18 protein-coding genes are annotated in these 19,891 nt (G+C 71.9%); 2 read left to right on the top strand and 16 right to left on the bottom strand.

Annotated features, from left to right (window positions below; genetic code table 11):
- Together FJ091_14470 and ndk are read left to right on the top strand one after the other, a co-directional pair.
- Positions 1-126 (top strand): zinc-binding dehydrogenase (locus FJ091_14470; GenBank protein ID MBM4384556.1); only part of this gene is annotated, 126 nt, incomplete at its 5' end.
- Positions 127-315: 189 nt separating this feature from the next.
- A complete protein-coding gene (ndk, locus tag FJ091_14465; protein ID MBM4384555.1) occupies positions 316-753 on the top strand; it encodes a nucleoside-diphosphate kinase in 438 nt (145 codons plus the stop codon).
- A 389-nt stretch (positions 754-1,142) separates the two neighbouring features.
- Here ndk and FJ091_14460 read toward each other — a convergent pair whose 3' ends face one another.
- The 16 genes from FJ091_14460 to rsmH all read right to left on the bottom strand — a co-directional run bounded on the left by FJ091_14460 (position 1,143) and on the right by rsmH (position 19,768).
- Positions 1,143-1,295 (bottom strand): hypothetical protein, encoded by a 153-nt coding sequence (locus FJ091_14460; GenBank protein MBM4384554.1) that lies wholly within the window; start codon positions 1,293-1,295, stop codon positions 1,143-1,145.
- An 84-nt stretch (positions 1,296-1,379) separates the two neighbouring features.
- Positions 1,380-2,195, bottom strand: a complete 816-nt coding sequence (locus FJ091_14455; protein ID MBM4384553.1) for an enoyl-CoA hydratase/isomerase family protein — start codon at positions 2,193-2,195, stop codon at positions 1,380-1,382.
- Positions 2,196-2,308: 113 nt separating this feature from the next.
- Entirely contained in the window at positions 2,309-3,721 is a 1,413-nt protein-coding gene (gene ftsZ / locus FJ091_14450; protein ID MBM4384552.1) for a cell division protein FtsZ, read from the bottom strand.
- Between the two features lie 174 nt (positions 3,722-3,895).
- On the bottom strand, positions 3,896-5,134 hold the full coding sequence (gene ftsA / locus FJ091_14445; GenBank protein MBM4384551.1) for a cell division protein FtsA: 1,239 nt from the start codon (positions 5,132-5,134) through the stop codon (positions 3,896-3,898).
- Complete coding sequence (locus FJ091_14440; protein ID MBM4384550.1) at positions 5,113-6,039, bottom strand: FtsQ-type POTRA domain-containing protein; 927 nt, start codon at positions 6,037-6,039, stop codon at positions 5,113-5,115. Before FJ091_14440 ends, ftsA begins: the two co-directional genes overlap by 22 nt.
- Entirely contained in the window at positions 6,039-6,971 is a 933-nt protein-coding gene (gene murB, locus FJ091_14435; protein ID MBM4384549.1) for a UDP-N-acetylmuramate dehydrogenase, read from the bottom strand. The genes FJ091_14440 and murB overlap by 1 nt, the downstream gene beginning before the upstream one ends.
- On the bottom strand, positions 6,968-8,461 hold the full coding sequence (gene murC, locus FJ091_14430; GenBank protein ID MBM4384548.1) for a UDP-N-acetylmuramate--L-alanine ligase: 1,494 nt from the start codon (positions 8,459-8,461) through the stop codon (positions 6,968-6,970). The genes murB and murC overlap by 4 nt, the downstream gene beginning before the upstream one ends.
- Positions 8,461-9,561 carry an undecaprenyldiphospho-muramoylpentapeptide beta-N-acetylglucosaminyltransferase gene (murG, locus tag FJ091_14425; protein ID MBM4384547.1) on the bottom strand — a complete coding sequence of 367 codons (1,101 nt, stop codon included), beginning with the start codon at positions 9,559-9,561 and terminating at the stop codon, positions 8,461-8,463. Before murG ends, murC begins: the two co-directional genes overlap by 1 nt.
- Positions 9,558-10,688 carry a cell division protein FtsW gene (locus FJ091_14420; protein MBM4384546.1) on the bottom strand — a complete coding sequence of 377 codons (1,131 nt, stop codon included), beginning with the start codon at positions 10,686-10,688 and terminating at the stop codon, positions 9,558-9,560. Before FJ091_14420 ends, murG begins: the two co-directional genes overlap by 4 nt.
- Positions 10,685-12,016 carry a UDP-N-acetylmuramoyl-L-alanine--D-glutamate ligase gene (gene murD / locus FJ091_14415; protein MBM4384545.1) on the bottom strand — a complete coding sequence of 444 codons (1,332 nt, stop codon included), beginning with the start codon at positions 12,014-12,016 and terminating at the stop codon, positions 10,685-10,687. The genes FJ091_14420 and murD overlap by 4 nt, the downstream gene beginning before the upstream one ends.
- A gap of 361 nt (positions 12,017-12,377) precedes the next feature.
- Entirely contained in the window at positions 12,378-13,454 is a 1,077-nt protein-coding gene (locus FJ091_14410; protein ID MBM4384544.1) for a phospho-N-acetylmuramoyl-pentapeptide-transferase, read from the bottom strand.
- Positions 13,454-14,848: a UDP-N-acetylmuramoyl-tripeptide--D-alanyl-D-alanine ligase gene (locus tag FJ091_14405; protein MBM4384543.1), complete on the bottom strand. Its 1,395-nt coding sequence runs from the start codon at positions 14,846-14,848 to the stop codon at positions 13,454-13,456. Before FJ091_14405 ends, FJ091_14410 begins: the two co-directional genes overlap by 1 nt.
- Entirely contained in the window at positions 14,845-16,356 is a 1,512-nt protein-coding gene (locus tag FJ091_14400) for a UDP-N-acetylmuramoyl-L-alanyl-D-glutamate--2,6-diaminopimelate ligase (GenBank protein MBM4384542.1), read from the bottom strand. The genes FJ091_14405 and FJ091_14400 overlap by 4 nt, the downstream gene beginning before the upstream one ends.
- Before the next feature lie 33 nt (positions 16,357-16,389).
- Positions 16,390-18,489, bottom strand: coding sequence for a penicillin-binding protein 2 (locus FJ091_14395; protein ID MBM4384541.1), 2,100 nt, complete (start codon positions 18,487-18,489; stop codon positions 16,390-16,392).
- The gene (locus tag FJ091_14390; protein ID MBM4384540.1) at positions 18,486-18,818 is read right to left on the bottom strand and encodes a hypothetical protein; all 333 of its coding nucleotides are present in this window, start codon (positions 18,816-18,818) and stop codon (positions 18,486-18,488) included. The genes FJ091_14395 and FJ091_14390 overlap by 4 nt, the downstream gene beginning before the upstream one ends.
- Entirely contained in the window at positions 18,815-19,768 is a 954-nt protein-coding gene (rsmH, locus tag FJ091_14385; protein MBM4384539.1) for a 16S rRNA (cytosine(1402)-N(4))-methyltransferase RsmH, read from the bottom strand. The genes FJ091_14390 and rsmH overlap by 4 nt, the downstream gene beginning before the upstream one ends.
- Positions 19,769-19,891 lie beyond the last annotated feature (123 nt).

The raw sequence follows: 19,891 nt of genomic DNA, 5'->3' as shown, positions 1-19,891 counted from the left end.
GACGACCTCGCCGCGGGCCGCATCCGCGCCGTCGTGCACCGCGTGCTCCCGCTCGCCGACGCCGCGGAAGCACACCGCGCGCTCGCCGCGAGCGAGCACTTCGGGAAGATCGTCTTGACCCCGTAGTCTGCCGGCGGCGGATCGTCCTCCTCCTGGAGCTGGTCAAGCCCGACGCAACTCGGCGTGCGTGGCGAACGCAAGCGATCCAGTGCGACCGCAGGTCGCGCAGAGCGCGCGCAGCGAGCCGCAGGCGAGCGAAGTTCACGAAAGGACTGGCTATGGTGCGCCCCTCTTTTTCCCAGGGAGTCGCTGCACATGGCCGTCGAACGCACGCTGTCGATCGTGAAACCGGATGCCGTCGCGAAGGGTGCGACGGGTGAGATCCTGCGCCGCTTCGAGGCCGCGGGCCTAACAATCCTCGCGGTCAAGAAGGTCCACTTGAGCGAGCAGCTCGCGCGCGGCTTCTACGCGGTGCACAAGGCGCGCCCGTTCTACGGCGATCTCGTGAAGTTCATGACGAGCGGCCCGGTCGTGATCAGCGTGCTCGAGGGCGAGGGCGCGATCCAAAAGAACCGCGACCTGATGGGCCCGACCGACTCGAAGAAGGCGCCCAAGGGCACGATCCGCGGCGACTTCGGCACCGACATCGAGCGCAACGCCGCCCACGGCAGCGACGCCCCCGCAACCGCCAAGCTCGAGATCTCCTATTTCTTCAACGCGAGCGAGATCGTGGGGATTAGCGAGGCGTTGTAGGCGGCGCCGAGGTAGAGGCGGTCAACGTCACCGAGGTCGCTCGCTCTTCCTTGTTTACTTCGCAAACCGCGTCGAAGACTCCGCGGTTTGCTGCGCGCTTCGCTTGCGCCTCGGCCGACACGCACCGAGTAGCGTTCGACTTCGAGTTCGCTCCGACACTCGTGTAGCCGCGGCAATGCACCGAGGTGGCGACGCGCCTGAAGCCACCTCGGTGCATTGCCGCGCTCGCGAGAGAGCTGGAGCGACCTCGAAGTCAAACGCTCCTGCCAAGCATGTCGGCCGAGGCCGCAAGCGAAGCGCGCAGCAGCGGGCGAGTCTTCGAGCCCGATGCGAAGTAAACAAGGAGAAATCGCCGCGCCTCGCTGCCGGCGATGCCGAACTCTCGGCCCTTAGGCGTAGGCCTTGGCCAGCAACAAGAGCGCGGCGATGTACGCGACGGTGAGCCAGAGATTGCTGCTCTTGAGTGCGCTCGCGACTGCCGCCGACATCTCGTTCTGTCCCTCGTGTGAGTTCCGCACGAACGTTTCGTCTTCGCGCGTCACGAGTTGAGAATGTTCTCGCGGGAAATTCTTGCCGTGATCGGCGTCACGTCGAGATCGTCTTCGTCGCCGTCGCGAGCGCCGCCGCTAGTTGCCCTGGAAGCGCGGCTCTCGCTTGTCCTTCACCGCAGCGAGGCCTTCGAGCAGGTCCGCGCTCTCGTAACAGAGCGCCTGCTCGGAGGCTTCCTGGTCGAGCTGCGCGCCGATGTCGCTCCCGGCGCTCATTGCGAGGGATCGCTTCGCGCCGCGTACCGCCACCGGGGCGGCCGCCGCGATCTCGCTCGCGAGCGCGAGGGCTGCGGGCAGCGTTTCCTCGCGCGCAACCGCGCGGTTCGCGAGCCCGATGCGCGCCGCCTCCTCGCCGCCGACGATCCGGCCCGTGTAGATGAGCTCGGCCGCGATCGCGTTGCCCACGATGCGCGGCAGCGTCCAGGTCGCGGCCATGCCGGGGTGGATGCCGAGCTTCGTGAAGTTGAGGCCGAGCTTGGCTTCGCGTGCGGCGATGCGCAGATCACAGGCAAGTGCGACGCAGAGGCCGGCGCCGATCGCGGGACCGTTGATGGCCGCGATGGTGGGAACCGGGAAGTCGCGCACGGCGAGATAGCTGCGATAGAAGCGGCCCATGAACGCGCGGTGCGCCGCGCGCGTCGGGCCGCCGCGGTCCGCGTTTCCGGCCTGCGTCATGCGCACCAGCATGTCGAGGTCGCCGCCCGCAGAGAACGCGCGGCCCGCGCCGGTGAGGACGACCGCGCGCACGCTCGCATCTTCTCTCAGCTTCGCGACCGCGCCCGAGATCGCGCCGCCCATGGCCTCGGTCATGGCGTTGAGGCGCGGCTCGTCGTTCAGCGTGAGCACGGCGACGCCGTCCGCACGGCGATCGATGAGGACGAGGTCTTGGGACATGGCGGCTCCGCAGGCTCGGCGGCGAGTCCTGGAAATGGAAACGGCGCCTCCGCGACTCGTGCGGAGGCGCCGCTCTCATGTTTGCGAACCGCTCGGCGGCTCGCAGGGCCTAATCAGTCCGCGGTCTTTCGCAGGAACGCCGGAAGCTCGTCGTCGTCCGCGCTCGCGTTCGCGCCGGCAGCCGCGGCGACGCGGCGTTTGCGCAGGAACGCGGGCACGTCGTACTCGTCCTCGAAGGGCGAGACGAACTCGGGCGCCTGTGCCGGCTCGTGGATCTGCACCACGGACGCCGCGGCGCGCTGCGTCTGGGGCGCCGGTGCGGGCGCCGGCGCCGCGATCACGGGCTTCTCGGCGCGCGGCTGCGGGGCGGCCTCGCGGCGGATCGGCTGCACGTACACGCTCTCGCTCGGCGGCGCGGGGCGCGCGGTCGCCGCGCCGCGATCCGGCGCGACGAGCTTGCGCTCGCCCTCGAGGCCCGTCGCGATCACCGTCACGCGGATCTCGCCGGGCTTCATGTTCTCGTCGATCACCGCGCCGAAGATGATGTTCGCGTCCTCGTGCGCCGCCTCCTGGATCAGCGTCGAAGCCTCGTTCACCTCCCACAGCGTCATGTCGGTGCCGCCGGTGATGTTGATCAGCACGCCGCGCGCGCCGTCGATCGACACGTCCTCGAGCAGCGGGCTCGAGATCGCGGCGTAGGCGGCGTCCTTCGCGCGGCTCTCGCCGACGCCGATGCCGGTGCCCATCAGCGCCTGGCCCATCTCGTTCATGATCGTGCGCACGTCTGCGAAATCGAGATTGATCAGGCCGTGCACCGTGATCAGGTCCGAGATGCCCTTCACCGCGCCGAGCAGCACGTCGTCGGCGATGCGGAAGGACTCCTGCATCCGCGTGTCCTTGCCGGCGAGCGCGAGCAGGCGGTGGTTCGGGATCGTGATCAGCGTGTCGCACACGCGGTGAAGCTCTTCGAGCCCCTTGTCCGCGTGACGCCCGCGCTGCTTGCCCTCGAACGGGAACGGCTTCGTCACGACCGCCACCGTGAGCGCGCCGACCTCTCGCGCGATCTCGGCGATCACCGGTGCTGCGCCGGTGCCTGTGCCGCCGCCCATGCCGGCGGTCACGAACACCATGTCGCTGCCGATCAACAAGTCGCGCAGCTTGTCGCGATCTTCGATCGCCGCCGCGCGCCCGCGCTCCGGGTTCGCGCCGCAGCCGAGGCCGCGCGTGACCTGCGTGCCGAGCTGCACCTTCGTCGGTGCGAGCTTGTGCGTGAGCGCCTGCGCGTCGGTGTTCGCGGCGATGAACTCCACGCCCGCGAGGCCGCAGCGAATCATCGTGTCGAGCGCGTTGCCGCCGGCGCCGCCGACGCCGATCACGCGGATCTTCGCCTTCAGCTCGCCCGCGTCCTCGAACTCGAGCAGGTCGTCGTCAGCACGATCCTCGGGCCCGACCTCGAGTAGGTCGAGGCCCCCGCCCAGTTTGCCCAGCGGGCGATCCTCGCCCCGCCGGTCTCGATCGTTCGCCATCTCACCCCCCTGCGCGCCCCATCAGCGCGTCTACGCAAATCTAACCAGGGAATCCCAGGAAATCCGCGGGTTTGTCTCGAAATTCTGCGAGTCGGGTCGGGGCGGTCTCCAGCCGCCGCTGGCCAGCTCGCGCTTCCGGAGCCGCGCTCGCCCGGACCCAGCATCCATGCGCCGCTACTCGAGGTCGCCGTAGAACCAGTCGCGCATGCGCTGCTTCACGCGCCGGAAGATTCCCTCGTCGCGGATCCGGAAGCGGCTCGGGCTCTTGCCCTTCGCTTGCGCGTACCCGAACAGGATCAGGCCTACGCCGGTCGCGTACATCGGGTCGCGCACGATGTCTTGCAGGCCGCCCACGTTCGCCGGCGCGCCGAGCCGCACCTGCGCTTCGAAGATCTCTTCCGCGAGCTCCTGGATCCCTGATAACGCGGCGCAGCCACCTGTTAGGACCACGCCCGACGGAATGCGCGTGTCGAGGCCGCTCTTGACGATCTCCTGATGCGCGAGGCCGAGGATCTCCTCCATGCGCGGCTCGATGATCTCGCACAGCACCTTGCGCGAGACCTCGCGCGGGCGGCGCCCGCCGACGCTCGGCACGGTGATGATGTCGTCGCTGCCGAGGAAGCGCGCGCTCGCGACGCCGAAGCGCTTCTTGATGCGCTCGGCTTCCTCGAACGGCGTGCGCAATCCGACCGCGATGTCGTTCGAGAGGTGGTACCCGCCGATGCCGATCACGCTCGTGTGCTTGATCGAGCCGTCGACGAACGCCGCGATGTCGGTCGTGCCGCCGCCGATGTCGATCAGGCACACGCCGAGCTCGCGCTCGTCCTGCGCGAGCACCGCCTCCGCGGATGCGAGCGGCTCGAGCACGATGTCGACCACGTTGAGGCCGGCCTTGTTCGCGCACTTCACGATGTTCTGCGCGCTCGTCACGGCGGCAGTGACGATGTGGATCTTGGCTTCGAGCCGCACGCCGCTCATGCCGATCGGCTCGCGGATGCCGTCCTGCTCGTCGATGATGAACTCTTGCGGGATGACGTGAATCACCTCGCGGTCCATCGGAATCGCGACCGCCTTGGCGGCGTCGATCACGCGCCGCACGTCGGCCTCGGTCACCTCTTGGTTCTTGACGGGCACGATGCCGTGCGAGTTGAAGCCGTCGATGTGGCCGCCGGCGATGCCCGCGTACACCGACGTGATCTCGCAGTCGGCCATCAGCTCCGCTTCCTCGACCGCGTGCTTGATCGAGTCGACGGTCGCGTCGATGTCGACGACGACGCCTTTGCGCAGCCCCTTCGACGGATGCGTGCCGATTCCGACGATGTCGACGCCGGCCTCCGTCGCCTCCGCGACGATGGCGCAGATCTTCGTAGTCCCGATGTCGAGTCCGACGATCAGGTTGTCTTTGCGTGACACAGCTCTTCACCCCCCACAGAAGCCGTCGCCGCCGGGTCCGTCCCCGCGGCTGCGTCCTCTCCCCCTAACAACTCTCCCGCGCGCTCCCCGCAAGGCGCCGCGAACCGCAGCACGCCTTGTCCCGGAAAGCGCAGATCGATCGCGACCGCGCGCGCGAGCGCGGGCTCGTTCAGCCCGAGCGTGCGCTGGAGGCGCGCGAGCTTCGGCGCCAGCTCGCCGCGTCCGAGCAGCACGCGCACGCTGCGCTCTTCGAGCACGACCACCGGCAGTTCGCTCGCGCGGGCGCCTGCGACCTCGACTGCGCGCGCTTCGGGCAGCTTGGCGGCGAGCCACGCCTCGAGCAGCGCAACGCCGCGCGCGAGCGCGGGGTCGGCCTTGCCAGAGGCGGGCAGGGCGTCGAGGCCGATCAGCTCGGGGCCTCGCGTCTCGGGCGGCGCGGGCGCGAACGCGACGCCGCTCGCGTCGACGAGATGGCGCGAGCCGTCCGCGAGGCGCGCCACCGCGACCGGCACGCGCTCCTCGATCGCGACGACGACGCGGTTCGGCGCGAGCGTCGTGGCGCGCGCGCTGCGCACCCACGGCAGCGTCTCGAGCGCGCGCGCGAGGTCCGCGGGCTCGATCTCGGCGAGCACCGTGTTCGCGCCGACGCCCGCGGTCTGCGCGATCACCGCGGCATCGGTGTGCACGTTGCCCGCCACCGCGAGTGAGCCCACGCGCGCCCACTCGGGCAGCGCGCGCGCGATCAGGTCGTCGCCGAGCAGGTGCCCGAACGCCGCGCCGCACGCGAGCGCGCCCGCGAGCACGCCCGCCTTCGCGGCGCGCCGCTCCGCGCGCGCCGGCGCGTGCGCGCTTCTCGTGAGGCCGAGGCGACTCTTCTCGCGGCGGAACGGCAGGCGCAGCTTCATCACGCTCGCTCCTCGGGCGCGTCGCGCCCCCAGATCTTCACTTCCGGCTCGAGCTGGATGCCGGTCTTGAGCCGAACGAGCGCACGCGCGTGGCCGATCAGCGCGAGCACGTCGCTCGCGTTCGCGCCGCCCACGTTCACGATGAAGTTCGCGTGCAGCGGCGAGATCATCGCGCCGCCGCGCAGCTCGCCCTTCAGCCCGGCGGCCTCGATCAACTGCCCGGCGAAGTGGCCGCGCGGGTTCTTGAACACCGACCCGCACGACGGCTGGTCGACCGGCTGCGTCTCGCGGCGGCGCGCGAGCAAGCGCTCGCTCTCTTCCTCGACGCGCTTGCGATCCCCGATCTCCACCGCGAGCAGCGCAGATACCACCACCGACCCCTCGGCGAACCCAACAAGTGCTCGATAGCGGAAGCGCAGCGCGTCGCGAGTGAAGTGGCGCAGCTTTTTTCCTGCCGGGCTCATCACTTCGATCTCGCGCACGACGTCCTTCGCTTCACGCGTGCCGATGCCGGCGTTCATCGCGATCCAGCCGCCGAGCGTTCCGGGGATGCCGACGCCGAACTCGAGCCCTGCCAGGCCGCGCTCGCGGCAGAAGCGCGTGAGCGTCGCGTGCGAAACGCCCGCTTCGACCCGTAACAACTTGCCCGGCCGCTCTTCGAGCTTCTTCAGCGCCGCGAGCGAGACGAGCACGCCGTCGACGCCCTCGTCGCGCACGATCGTGTTGAAGCCGCGGCCGATCACGCGCACCGGCAGGCGCCGCCGGCGCGCGACGCGCAGCAGCTTCGCGAGCCCCGCGCGGCTCGGGGGCGTCGCGAGCGCGTCCGCCAGGCCGCCCACGCGCAGCGAGGTGAGGCGTGCAGTGCTCACGTCGAACTGAATCGCGCTTCCGAGCGCGTCCTTCAGCTCCGTCCGCACGCCATCCGAGATCATGGCCGGCGCTCCAGCTCTGCGAGCAGCTGCGGACCGAGCCGCGTGATCGAGCCGGCGCCGAGCGTGAGGACCAGGTCGCCGTCCCGCAGCTCGCTCGCGAGCGCGGGCGCGATCGCGCCCTGCTCGGCGATGAAGCGCACGTCGCGGTGGCCGCGCTGGCGCACGGCCTCGGCGAGCGCTGCGGCCTCCACGCCCGCGAGCTTCGGTTCGCCCGCGGCATAGATCTCGGTCAGCACGAGCACGTCGGCGTCGTGAAACGCCGCCGCGAAGTCGTCGAACAGGTCGCGCGTGCGCGTGTAGCGATGCGGCTGGAACACGACGACGAGGCGGCCTGCATGCTGCTCGCGCGCGGCGGCGAGCGTCGCGCGCACCTCCGTCGGGTGGTGCCCATAGTCGTCGACCACGCGCACGCCGCGCACCGTCCCCTTGTCCTCGAAGCGGCGCTCGACCCCCGCGAAGCTCGCGAGTGCGGCCGCCGCTTGTGCGAACGGCACCTCGACCTCCGCCGCTACCGCGAGCGCCGCGAGCGCGTTGGCCACGTTGTGGCGGCCCGGGATCGCGAGGCGCGCGGTCCCCAACACCTCGCCCGCGCGCTTCACGGAGAAGCGCGAGCCGGCGCCGTCGCGCGCGACCTCGTGCGCGGTCCAGTCCGCCTGCGCGGAGAAGCCGTAGGTCGTGCGGCGGCGCGCGATGCGCGGGAGCAGGCGCTGCACGCCGGGGCTGTCGATGCACAGCACGGCGCGGCCCCAGAATGGAAGGCGATTCGCGAACGCGGCGAACGCGGCCTCCATCGCTTCCGCGGTGCCGTAGTGATCGAGGTGCTCGGGCTCGACGTTCGTGATCACGGCGACGACGGGCGAGAGGTGGAGGAACGAGCCGTCGCTCTCGTCGGCCTCGGCGACCAGGAACGCGCCTTGCCCAAGCCGTGCGCCAGTCCTTTGCGACTCTTCGCTCGGCTTCGGCTCGCTGCGCGCAGCCTGCGCCGTCTGCGCCGGCGCTGGGCTGCTTGCGGCTTCTCGAGCCGCGACCGAGCGCTGCGCAGTGGTGAGCGAACCCATCACGCGCCCGCCCACGACGACGGTGGGGTCGAGGCCCGCTACCTGGAGGATGTGTGCGATCAGCGAGGTCGTCGTCGTCTTGCCGTGCGTGCCGGCGACCGCGATGCCGTCCTTGAGGCGCATCACTTCCGCGAGCATCTCGGCGCGCGGAATCACCGGGATCGCGCGCTGCTCAGCGGCGAGCAGCTCCGGGTTGTTACGGCGCACCGCGCTCGACACGACCACGACATCCGCATCGCCCACGTGCTGCGCGTCGTGCCCGATCGCGACGCTCGCGCCGAGGCGGCGCAAACGTTCCACCGTGGCGCCGCTCACGAGGTCGGTGCCGCTCACGGCGTAACCCTGCGCGAGCAAGAGCTCGGCGAGCCCGCACATGCCGATGCCGCCGATGCCGACGAAGTGGATGCGCTTCACGCCGCGGAAGCGGGCCATCAGCGCGGTCCTCCTGCGAGCGCGAGGCACGCCTCGGCGATCTCGCTCGTTGCGTTGGGCTTTGCGCTCGCGGCGGCCTTCGCGCCCATCTCGGCGAGGCGTGCGCGGTCGCCTAGCAGCTCGAACAGCGCGCTCGAAAAGTCCGCTGCGGACAGATCGCGCGAGTTCAGCACGCGCGCGGCGCCCGTGCGCTCGAGCTCGCGCGCGTTCGCGAACTGCTCGCCGCCGCCCACGTGCCCGAGCGGGACGAGCAGCGCCGCGCGGCCCGCGAGCGCGAGCTCCGCCACCGAGATCGCGCCGGCGCGGCACACCACGAGATCGGCCCAGGCGTAGCGGCGCGGCATCTCGCGCTCGAAGGCGACCACCTCCGCCCGCGCGCCCGCTTCCTGATAAGCGGCGGCGACGCGCTCGCGGTCCGCTTCGCCGGTTTGATGGAAGATCTCGACCCGCGCCTCCGCGAGAGGCTTCGCGAGCGCGATCATCAGCTCGTTGATCTGGCGCGCGCCGAGGCTGCCGCCGAACACGAACAGGTGTGCAGGGCGCGAGGCATCCGCGCGCGCGGCGCTCGCGGCGTCCGCGAACTTCTCGCGCAGCGCGCGGCGCAGCGGCACGCCCGTGACGACCGTACGCGCGCCGAGCGGCCCGAGCGCTTCCTGCGCGCCCGCGAAGCCGGCGAAGATGCGCGTCGCGAAGCGGGCCATCGCGCGGTTCGCGGCGCCGGGCACCGCATCGGTGTTCACGAGCGCGAGGGGGATGCGCGAGAGCGCAGCGGCGAATGCGGCAGGCGCGGACGCGTAGCCGCCCACCGATACGACGAGCTGGATGCGGCGCTCCCGTAACAAGCGCCGCGCCGCGAGCGTGGCGCGGCCGAGCGCGAACAGCGCGCCGATGCGTTCGCCGATGCCGCGGCCGATCAGCGGCCGCGCGTCGAGCAGCACGAGCTCGAAGCCGGCGTCGGGCACGAGCTTCTTCTCGATGCCGCGCTCGGCGCCCACGAACACGAGCTCGGCCCCGCGCTCGCGCAGGGCCTCGCCGAGCGCGAGCGCGGGCGTGACGTGTCCGCCCGTGCCGCCTCCCGCGATGGCGATGCGCGCGTTCATGCGGAGCGGCTCCCGCGCTTCGCGACCGCGCCGCCGCGCGCGACCGCGATCAGGATGCCCGCCGCGATCGAGCACACGAGCAGCGAGCTGCGGCCGTACGAGACGAACGGCAGCGTGAGGCCCTTCGGCGGCAGGAGCCCCATCACCACGGCGCCGTTCAGCACGGCCTGGAGCCCGAGGAACGTCGTCGCGCCTAACCCCAACAACAAGCCGAAGCGCTGCGGCGCGCGCTGCGCGATGCGCATCCCGGCCCACACCAGCGCAGCGAAGAAGCCGAGCACGAAGGCGACGCCGACCAGGCCCGTTTCCTCCGCGATCACGGAGAGGATGAAGTCCGTGTGCGCCTCGGGCAGGTAGTCCAGCTTCTGGAGGCCGTTTCCGACGCCGGTGCCGGTCAGCTCGCCGCGGCCGAACGCGACGAAGGACTGCACGAGCTGAAAGCCGATGCCCGTCGAGTCTTCGAACGGATCGCGGAAGGCGAGCACACGCTTCATCGCGTACGGATTCGCGAGGCAGTACGCCGCGATGCCGCCGAGCCCCACCAGAGCCGGCATGGCGAGCAGGCGGATCGGCGCGCCCGCGACGAACAGCATGAGGCCGGTGAGCGCGGCGATCACGACGGCGCTGCCGAGGTCGGGCTGCAGCAGGCACAGCGCCATCGGCGCCGCGGCGAAGCCGAGCGCCTGCAGGCAGCGCGCGGGCGTGAGCGCGCTGCGCACGTCGTTGCGGAACAGGAACGCGCACAGCGCGAGCACCGTCGCGAGCTTCGCGAGCTCGACGGGCTGGAACACGATGCCGCCGGGCAGCATCAGCCAGCGGCGCGCGCCGCCGGCGACGAAGCCGAGCACGAGCGTTGCAACGAGTGCGGCGATCGAGATGCCGTACAGCGGGTAGGCGAGCACGCGCCACGCATTCAGCGGGATGCTCGCGGCGCCGAGCATGAGCAGCGCGCCCGCGACGAGCCCTGCCGCGTGGCGCACGAAGTAGGGCGAGAAGGTCGTCTCGGTGTCCGGCGCCGTGGCGCTGAACACCGCGACGGCGCCGATGCCGGCGAGCACGCCGACGGCGCTCACCACCGTGCCGATGTTCGCGTCCTCGCCCGGAGCCGCTGCGAGCTCGCCTCTCATGCCTCACCTCTCGTTACGGATCGCGCCAGCTCGGCGAACTGCCGCCCGCGCTCTTCGTAGTTCGCGAACTGATCGAAGCTCGCGCACGCCGGCGAGAGCAGGACGGTGTCGCCGCTCGCGGCGAGCTCGTTCGCGCGCGCGACCGCGCGCGCCAGCGTCTCGACCTTCTCGAACCCGAGCTTCCCGCTGAGGCTCGCGGCGATCGCGTCCGCGCTGTCGCCGATCAGCAGCGCCTTCTTCACGCGCGCGACCGGCGCTTCGAGCAGCTCCGCGAAGTCGAGGCCCTTGTCCTTGCCGCCGAGGATCCAGAGCAGCGGGCCGGGCAGGTTCGCGACCGCAGCGACCGCGGCGCTCGGGTTCGTGGCCTTCGAGTCGTCGAGCCAGCGCACGCCGCGCGCCTCGGCCACGAGCTCGCAGCGATGCGGCAGCGCGCGGAAGCTCTCGAGCGCGGCGAGCGCGCGCGCCGGCTCCGCACCGAGCGCGACCGCGCCGAGCAGCGCCGCGAGCGCGTTGCTGCGCAGCGGCCCGAGTAGCGGCGGCAGCGAGTCGAGGGAGAAGCGCTGGTCCGCGCCGCCGAGGCGCAGCACGAGCGCGCCGGCGTCATAACAAGCGCCGCGCGCGACGGGTCCGCGCACGGAGAAGCGCCACACCGGCGCCGCGAAGTCGCGCTCTCCGAGCTTCGCGACGACGGGGCAGTCGCCGCTCAGGATCGCGACGTCGCTCGCCTCCTGCCGCGCGAAGAGCCGCAGCTTCGCCGCGAGATATCCGGCCATGTCGCCGTGCCGGTCGAGATGATCCGGCGTCACGTTCAACAACAACGCAGCCTTCGGCCGGAACGCGTCCACCGCTTCGAGCTGAAACGACGACACCTCGAGCACCGCCGCGTCGAGCGCCTCGCCGACCAGCCCGAGCGCCGCGTCGCCGACGTTTCCCGCCGCGCGCGCGCGCAGCCCCGCCGCCCGCAGCATCGCCTCGAGCAGCCGCACCGTCGTCGACTTCCCGTTCGTCCCCGTCACCGCCGCGATCGGCACGCGCAGCGCGCGATACGCGAGCTCGATGTCGCCCCACGCGCACTTCGCCTGCGCGCCATACCGCGCGAACGGCACACCGGGACTCGGCACGACGAGGTCGAACGAGGCGGGATCGGGCGACGGCGCGCCAAGCATCACCGACACGGAAGCCGGCAGCCCACTCGCGTCCGCATCCACCCGCTCATCCGCAACCGTCACCCGCGCCCCACGCTCCACACAAAACGCCGCCGCACTTCGCCCCGTAATCCCGAGGCCGAGCACCAGCACCGTCTTGCCCGATAGCGCGAGCGCCTTCACGCCGTAACAACTCCTTCGGCAGCGAACACTTCTCGATGTGCGCGTGGAACACCGCGCCCGCAACGACGCCGACGCGGCTCAAAGCCGCGGAGGCGTCGCCCGCCTCCCCCAACGACGTCAGCGCATCCGAACACGAGGAGCGCGCTGCGGCGGGCGGGGGGCTGCGGAGCCGAACTCAAGCGCAGCGAGGGGCGCGAGAATGCCGGCGGGAACATCCGCGCACCGAGGCCAGCCGCCCGGTCGTCACCTTCAACCGGCAACGCCCCGAGCGAGCCATTCGGCGCAGCAGCCCCCCGCCCGCCGCAGCGCGCGGCGCCAGTAACAACTCGCTCGACGGCAGAAGGAACCACCACGCCCCCTCTCATCGCAGCTTCAAGGACGAAAGGGCAATCAGGGCGAGCACGATCGACACGATCCAGAAGCGCACGACGATCTTCTGCTCTTCCCAGCCCGCCTTCTCGAAGTGGTGATGCAGCGGCGCCATCAAGAAGATCCGCTTGCCGCCGCTCGCCTTGAAGTACGCGACCTGCAGCATCACCGAGAGCGTCTCGACGACGAAGATTCCGCCGACGACGGCGAGCAAGATCTCCTGGCGAATCACGACCGCGACTCCGCCGAGCGCGCCGCCGAGCGCGAGCGCGCCGACGTCGCCCATGAAGACCTGAGCGGGCGACGCGTTGAACCAGAGGAAGCCGAGCCCGCCGCCGACGAGCGCGCCGCAGAAGATCGCGAGCTCGCCGGCGCCGGGGACGGCGGTGATCGCGAGGTACTCCGCGAACTGCGCGTGGCCCGCGGCATACGCGAGGATCAAGAACGTCGCGGAGCAGATCATCACCGGCCCGATCGCGAGGCCGTCGAGCCCATCCGTGAGATTCACGCCGTTGCTCGCGGCCACGATCACGAACGCGGCGAGCGGGATGTAGAGCACGCCGATGTTGGGCGTGAAGTTCTTGAAGAACGGCACCTGCAGCGTCGCGTCGAAGTTGGGCGCGGAGTAGATCAGCCACGCGAAGCCGAGCGCGAGCGACCACTGCCAGAGCAGCTTCGTGCGCGCGCGAATCCCGTCCGAGTTCTTCTTCGTGACCTTCTGGTAGTCGTCGACGAAGCCGAGCGCGCCGTAGCCGAGCGTGAGGCCGAGCACGATCCAGGTCGCGCGGCTCGCGAGGTCCATCCACAACAGGATCGAGACGGACACCACGAGCAAGATGAGCAGGCCGCCCATGGTGGGCGTGCCGGCCTTTTGCTGGTGGTCGGGGCCGATCTCGCGGATCGGCTGGCCGACGCGCAGCGCCTGCAGCCAGCGGATCACGAGATCGCCTAACAAGAATGAGAGGAACAGCGCGGTGAGCGTGGCCGCCGCGGTGCGGAACGTGATGTACCGGAACACGTTCAGCGCGCTGTAGGTTTCGGCGAGCGGAACGAGCAGGTGGTAGAGCATCAGTGGGCGTCCTTCGTGCCGGTGAGCGCTTCGACGACGCGCTCCATGCGCATCGAGCGCGAGCCTTTGACGAGCGCGACGTCGCCGGAACGCAGCTCGCTGCGCAGCGCGTTCGCGATCTCGTCGTGACTCGCGGGAAGGTGGATGCGCGCGGCGTCGAGGCCCGCGCCGAGCGCGGCCTCGCGTACCAGCGGCGCGAACTTGCCGAGCGCGTAGAGCGCGTCGACGCGCAGCACGCCCGCGCGCGCGCCGACTTCGCGGTGGCCCGCCTCGGCATGCGCGCCGAGCTCGCCCATGTCTCCCAACACCGCGAAGGCGCGCCCGCGCGCGCGCAGCCGCTCGAGGCTCGCGAGCGCCGCGAGCATCGACTGCGGGTTCGCGTTGTACGTGTCGTCGATCAAGAGCGCGCCGCTCGCGAGCTTCACCTGCTGCATGCGGCCCTTCGCGGGCTGGTACTTCGCCAGACCCGCCGCGACCTGCGCGAGCGACGCGCCCGCCGCGAGGCACGCGGCGCTCGCCGCGAGCGCGTTCGTCACGGTGGGCTCGCCGAGCCCCGCAGCGCGCAGCGCGATCTCGCCTTCCGGCGCGACCAGCGTGAACGCGAAGCCGTCGCCTTCGGCCCGCACGTTCGCGGCTCGCACGCTGCAGCTCGCGTCGCGCCCGAACAGCACGACACGCGCGCGGCAGCGCTTCGCCTGCGCGCGCCCGAGCGGATCGTCGCCGGGCAGCACCGCGACGCCGTCCGCGCGGATCGCCGCGGTGAGGTCGCCTTTCTCCTCGGCGATGTTCTCGCGCGAGCCGAGAAACTCGATGTGCGCGGTGCCGATCGTCGTGACGACTCCGACCGTGGCGTTCGCGATCGCGGCGAGCGGCGCGATCTCGCCGCGGTGGTTCATGCCGAGCTCGACCACGAGCGTGCGGTGCCCGGCCTCGCGGCGGAGCAGGGTGAGCGGCAGGCCGAACTGATTGTTGAGGTTGCCCTCGGTCGCGAGACACGGGCCGAGCTCGCGCAGGATCGCGGCGCACATCTCTTTCGTGGTGGTCTTGCCGTTGCTGCCCGTGATCGCGACGACGGGGCCGGCAAAGCCCGCGCGATGGCCCGCCGCGAGCGCGCCGAGCGCGCGCGTCGTGTCCGCCGCCACGAGCACGACGTTCGCGTCCGCCGGCACCGCGTTCGCGCGCTCGACGAGCAGGCCGCTCGCGCCGTTCGCGAGGGCGGTGGCGAGGAACGCGTGCGCATCGTGCTTCTCGCCGCGGATCGCGACGAACAGCGCGCCCGGCGCGATCGTGCGCGTGTCGATCGAGACGCTCGTGAACGCGCGCGAAGCATCGCCCCGCGCGAGCGTCGCGCCCGCCCAGCGCGCGGCGTCCGCGGCGGTGAAGGCGAGCGTCATCGCGCGCGCCTTTCGAGCGCGCGCTGCGCTTCTTCGCGGTCGTCGAACGGGAACTTCTCGCGCCCCACGATCTGGTAGTCCTCGTGGCCCTTGCCCGCGATCACGATCGTGTCCTCGGGCTTCGCGCTCGCGACGGCGAGCTCGATCGCTTCGCGTCGATCGACGAGCGCCACGTACGCGCGCTGCGCGGTGGCGAGCCCCGCGCTCGGCACGCGCTGCATCGCGCCAAGGCCCGCCTCGACGTCGGCGAGGATGCGCTGCGGGTCTTCCGTGCGCGGGTTGTCGCTCGTGAGCACCGCGCGGTCTGCGAGGCGCGCGACGGCCTCGGCCATCTTCGGGCGCTTCGTGCGGTCGCGATCGCCGCCGCAGCCGAACACCGCGATCAGCTTGCCGCGCGTCAGCGGGCGCACGCTGCGCAGCACCTTCTCCACCGCGTCGGGCGTGTGCGCGTAGTCCACGAGCACGGTGGGCGCGTTCGCGAGCTCGGCGCCGACGCGCTGCATGCGGCCCGGCACTTGCGGGCAGCTCGCGATGCCGCGCGCGATCGCGAGCGGCGCGATCTCGAGGCCGGCCGCGATGCCGACCGCGACGGTGAGGTTCTCGAGGTTGAAGTCGCCGACCAGCGGCAGCGCGACCTCGAGCTCGCCGCTCGGGAGCGCGAGGCGCGCGCGCGTGCCGGTGAGCGCCACGTCGGCGGCGAGCACGCGCACGTCGGCGCGCGCGTCCTTGCGCTTGCTCACGAGCACGCGCCGCGCACCGCGCTTCTCCGCCGCGGCGACGAAGCCGGGCGAGCGCGGGTCGTCCACGTTGATCACGGCGACGCCGTCCGCCGCGAGGTACGTGTGGAAGAGCCGCTCCTTCGCGGCCTGATAAGCCTCCATCGTGCCGTGAAAGTCGAGGTGATCCTGCGTCACGTTCGTGACCGCCGCTGCGCGGAACGTGCAACCCTCGACGCGCCCGAGCTCGAGCCCGTGCGAGCTCACCTCCATCGCCACCGCCGAGACGCCGCGCGTGCGCATGTCCCGTAACAAGCGCTGCAGGTCGAGGCTCTCCGGCGTGGTGTTGACGGAGCGGATGCGCTCCTCGGCGTATCGCACCTCCACGGTGCCGATCAGGCCGGGGCGCTCGCCCGCGGCGCGCAGGATCGACTCGCAGAGGAACGTGGTGCTGGTCTTGCCGTTCGTGCCGGTGATGCCGATCAGCGCCAGCTCGGAGGAGGGCGCGCCGAAGAACGCGTTCGCGATGGGCGCCATGGCGCGGCGCGAGTCGGGCACGATCACGACCGCAGCGTTGCCCGCGTTCGCCGGCGCTTCTTCGACGAGCAGCGCGACGGCGCCCAGCGCGAGCGCCTGTGCGAGGTAGGCGTGGCCGTCGGCGGTGGCTCCGCGCAGCGCGACGAACAGATCGCCCGGCGCGACGGCGCGCGAGTCGTAGCGGATGCCGCGGATCACGGGATCGAGCGCGGGGAGCTGCTTCGGCGCGAGTGCGGCGGGCAGGGTGGCGAGCAGTTCGGAGAGCTTCACGGGCGTTCTTTCGAGTTGTTATTGAGCGAGCGAGGCGAGCGACGCAGCCTCGGTGCTTGCGGGCACGCGCGCAGCGACGGGCGACACAGACCGCTCGATCTCCGCTCGGCTTCCGCGAGCCGACGGCTCGCTTCGCCTCGCTGCACGCCGCGAAGCGCCGCTCGCCGGCTCGGCGTTCGCCGCGCGCGCTTCGGAAACCGGCGCCTTCGCCTCGGTGCTCGGCGGCGGCGCGGCCACCGCTGGCAGCGCGGCAGGCTGCGCCGCCGGCTGCGCGGGGGCTGCCGGCGGCTTCGGCTTCTGCGCGGCGATGAGCGCGCGGCCGACCTCGGGTGCGGCGCTCGGCCAGCGCTCGCGCACCGGCTGCAGCGCCTCGGGCACGCCGCCCTCAGGCGTCCAGCCCACGTACGACCAGTCCGGCAGGCCGAACACCGGCTGCGTGCGGATGTCCTTGCGCGCGAGCGCCGCCGCCGCCGCGCGCGCGAAGAGCGGAGCCGCGGTGGCGCCGCCGGTGTGTCCGATGCCGCGCGGCTCCTCGACCATCGCGACCACGACGACGCGCGGAGCCTCGATCGGCGCCGCACCGATGAACCAGTTCAGGTAGCGGGTCGCGAAGTAGCGCCCCGTCTCCGTGTCGAGCACCTGTGCGGTGCCGGTCTTTCCGCCGCTGCGTACGCCCTCGAGGCTCGCGCGCAACGCGGTGCCTTCGACGTGGACGACGCTCTCCAGCATGTCGCGCACCTGCGCCGCGACTTCCTCTCGCAGCACGCGGCGGCCCGCGGCGCGCGCGGTCTTCTCCCACGCCCCGCTGCCCGTGCGCCGCGCGAGCACGAGGCGCGGCTCGTGGAGAATTCCGCCGTTCGCGATCGCCGCGGTGGCGGCGGCGAGCTGGAGCGCGGTGACGCTCACGCCTTGCCCATACGAGACCGTGGCGTGGTCGATGGGGCGCCAGCCGCGCCAGCTCCGTAACAACCCGGTCGACTCGCCGGGGAAGCCGCTCGCGCTGCGCGATCCGAAGCCGAACGCGGCGAGCATCTCGTGGTGGCGCTCGGCTCCGAGCGCGTAGCCGATCTTCGCCGCGCAGATGTTGCTCGACTTCTGCAGCACGCCGCCGACGTCGAGCAGGCCCTCGGGATGCGTGTCGCGCAGCGTCTTGCCGGGCACGCGCCAAGCGCCGTTCTCGCAGTCGAAGACATCGCGCGCGCGAATGGCGCCGTGCTGGAGGGCGCCGGCGACCACGAAGGTCTTGAACGTGGAGCCCGGCTCCAGCGCGTCCGTGAAGATGCGCGAGCGCGAGTCGTGCATCTTCGCCGTGCGGAACTGGTTCGGATCGAATGCGGGCGCCTCTGCGAGCGCGAGCAGGTCCCCGTTCGTGGGATCGAGCGCGACGACGAGGCCGCCCTTCGCGCCAGTCGCGCGCACGGTGTCTGCGAGCGCCGCCTCGGCGTCGGCTTGCAGCACGCTGTCGAGCGTCAGCGCGACGTCGCCGCCCGCGGTGCTCAGCAGGTCGCGCCCGGCTTCCGCGAGGATCCGCCCGCGCGCGTCGCGCTTCACCACCATGCTGTCCGCACGGCCGGCGAGCCACTTCTGCTCGGCCTGCTCGACGCCGCGCACGCCTTCGCCGTCGAGATTCGAGAAGCCGACGATGCGGCCGGCGAGGGCGCCCTGCGGATACGTGCGGCGCGGCTCGGAGATGAGGCCGATGCCGGGCAGGCCGAGCGCGCTGATCGCAGCCGCCTGCTTCGCGTCGATCCAGCGCGACACGAACACGAAGCCGCTGCCGAGGCGCAGCCGCTCCGCGATCGCGCGATCGCTCGTACACAACACCTTCGCGATCGCGCGCGCGGTGGCAGGCACGTCTTCGACGCGCTTCGGAATCGCGTAGAGCGAAGGCGCCGGCACGGTGAGCGCGAGCGGCGCGCCGCGCCGGTCCGTAATCACTCCGCGCGCGGGTGCGAGCTGGAGCACGGTGTACGCCTGCTTCGGCGCGAGCTCGTGCGCCTTGCTGGGCACGAGGCTCAGCACCGCGGCGCGCACGCCGAGCAGCACGAAGCACGCGAGCAGAACGAGGCCGACGATGCGGACGCGCAGGACGGCGCGGCGCAGGTCGGCGCTCCTCATGGACGCACCGCCTCGTCGCGCAGCGGGATCACGCGCTCGGGGACGACGAAGCCTTGCTGCGCGGCGAACTCGCGCAGGCGACTCGGCGAGCGCAGCGCTTCCAGCTCAGCAGTCGCGGCGCTCGCGCGCCCGCGCAGCGCCTGCTCCGTGCGCATCGCTTCGCCGACTCCGCGCTCGAGGCGCTGAATCTCGCCGCGCAGCGCGACCAGCCCGACGTAGGCAGCGAACACGCCGATCGCGATCGGGAGCAGCGGCAGCGAGCGCAGGGGGCGCTCCTCGGTGTGGGTGAGATCCTTCCGCAGCCAGTCTTCTTGGGTCGATGCGCTCATGCAGCCTCCGGCAGCTTCTCTGCGGCGCGCAGCCGTGCGGAGCGCGCGCGCGGGTTGTCAGCGATCTCGGCCTCGCTCGGCCGCACGGCTTTGCGCGTCGCGCGCGCGAGCCGCGGCTTCTTTCCGCACGTGCACACGGGCGCCGAAGGCGGGCAGGTGCAGGGCCGCTCTTCGCTCGCGAAGCGCTGCTTCACGAGGCGGTCTTCGAGCGAGTGGTACGAGATCACGCACACGCGCCCGCCCGGCGCGAGCGCATCGATCGCGGCGCCGAGGCCGTGCTCGAGCGCGCCGAGCTCGTCGTTCACGGCGATGCGCAGCGCCTGAAAGACGAGCGTCGCGGGGTTGTGCTTGCGTCCGCCGCCGATGCGCGCGTCGCGGATCGCCGCGAGCAGATCTGCCGTCGTGCGCAGCGGCGAATCTTTGCGTCGCGCCGCGATCGTGTGCGCGAGCCGGCCGGCGCCGGGCAGCTCGCCGTAGTCGCGGAAGCAGCTCGCGAGCTCGTCCACCGAAGCGCGCGCGAGCAGATCGGCAGCGGTCTCGCCCTGCGCCCTGTCCATGCGCATGTCGAGCGCCGTCTCACGCGCCGTTTCGCTGCCGAAGCGAAAGCCGCGCTCCGGTTGATCGAGCTGGCGCGAGGAGACGCCGAGGTCGAGCAGCACGCCGTCGACACGCGCGACGCCCGCGTCCGCGAGCGCGCTCGTCAGGTCGCGGAAGCTCGCGTGCGCGAGCGAGACGCGCGCGCCGAAGCGGGCGAGGCGAGCGCCGGCGATGCGCAGCGCGTCGGCGTCGCGGTCGAGGCCGACGAGGCGGCCGTCGGGCGCGGTGCGCTCGAGAATCGCCTCGGCGTGGCCGCCGTCGCCGAGCGTGCCGTCGACGATCAGGCCCCCGGGCTTTGCGCCGAGCCAGTGCAGCGTTTCCTGAAGCAGGACGGGTTGGTGGTGCACGGTGATCCCGGGCCGGCGTCTCGCTCGAGCCCGATTCCCGCCGCCTTCCGGCGGCACTGGTGGCACACGCCGCGCGGCCCCCCACCGCGCGACCGCGACAGCCACATCCGCGACTGCCGCGAAATTCCC

This window comes from Deltaproteobacteria bacterium (genome assembly GCA_016875395.1).
GTDB lineage: Bacteria > Myxococcota_A > UBA9160 > UBA9160 > UBA6930 > VGRF01.
Note: the sequence above shows the minus strand (reverse complement) of the source record. Positions and strands in the feature narration are given on the sequence as shown.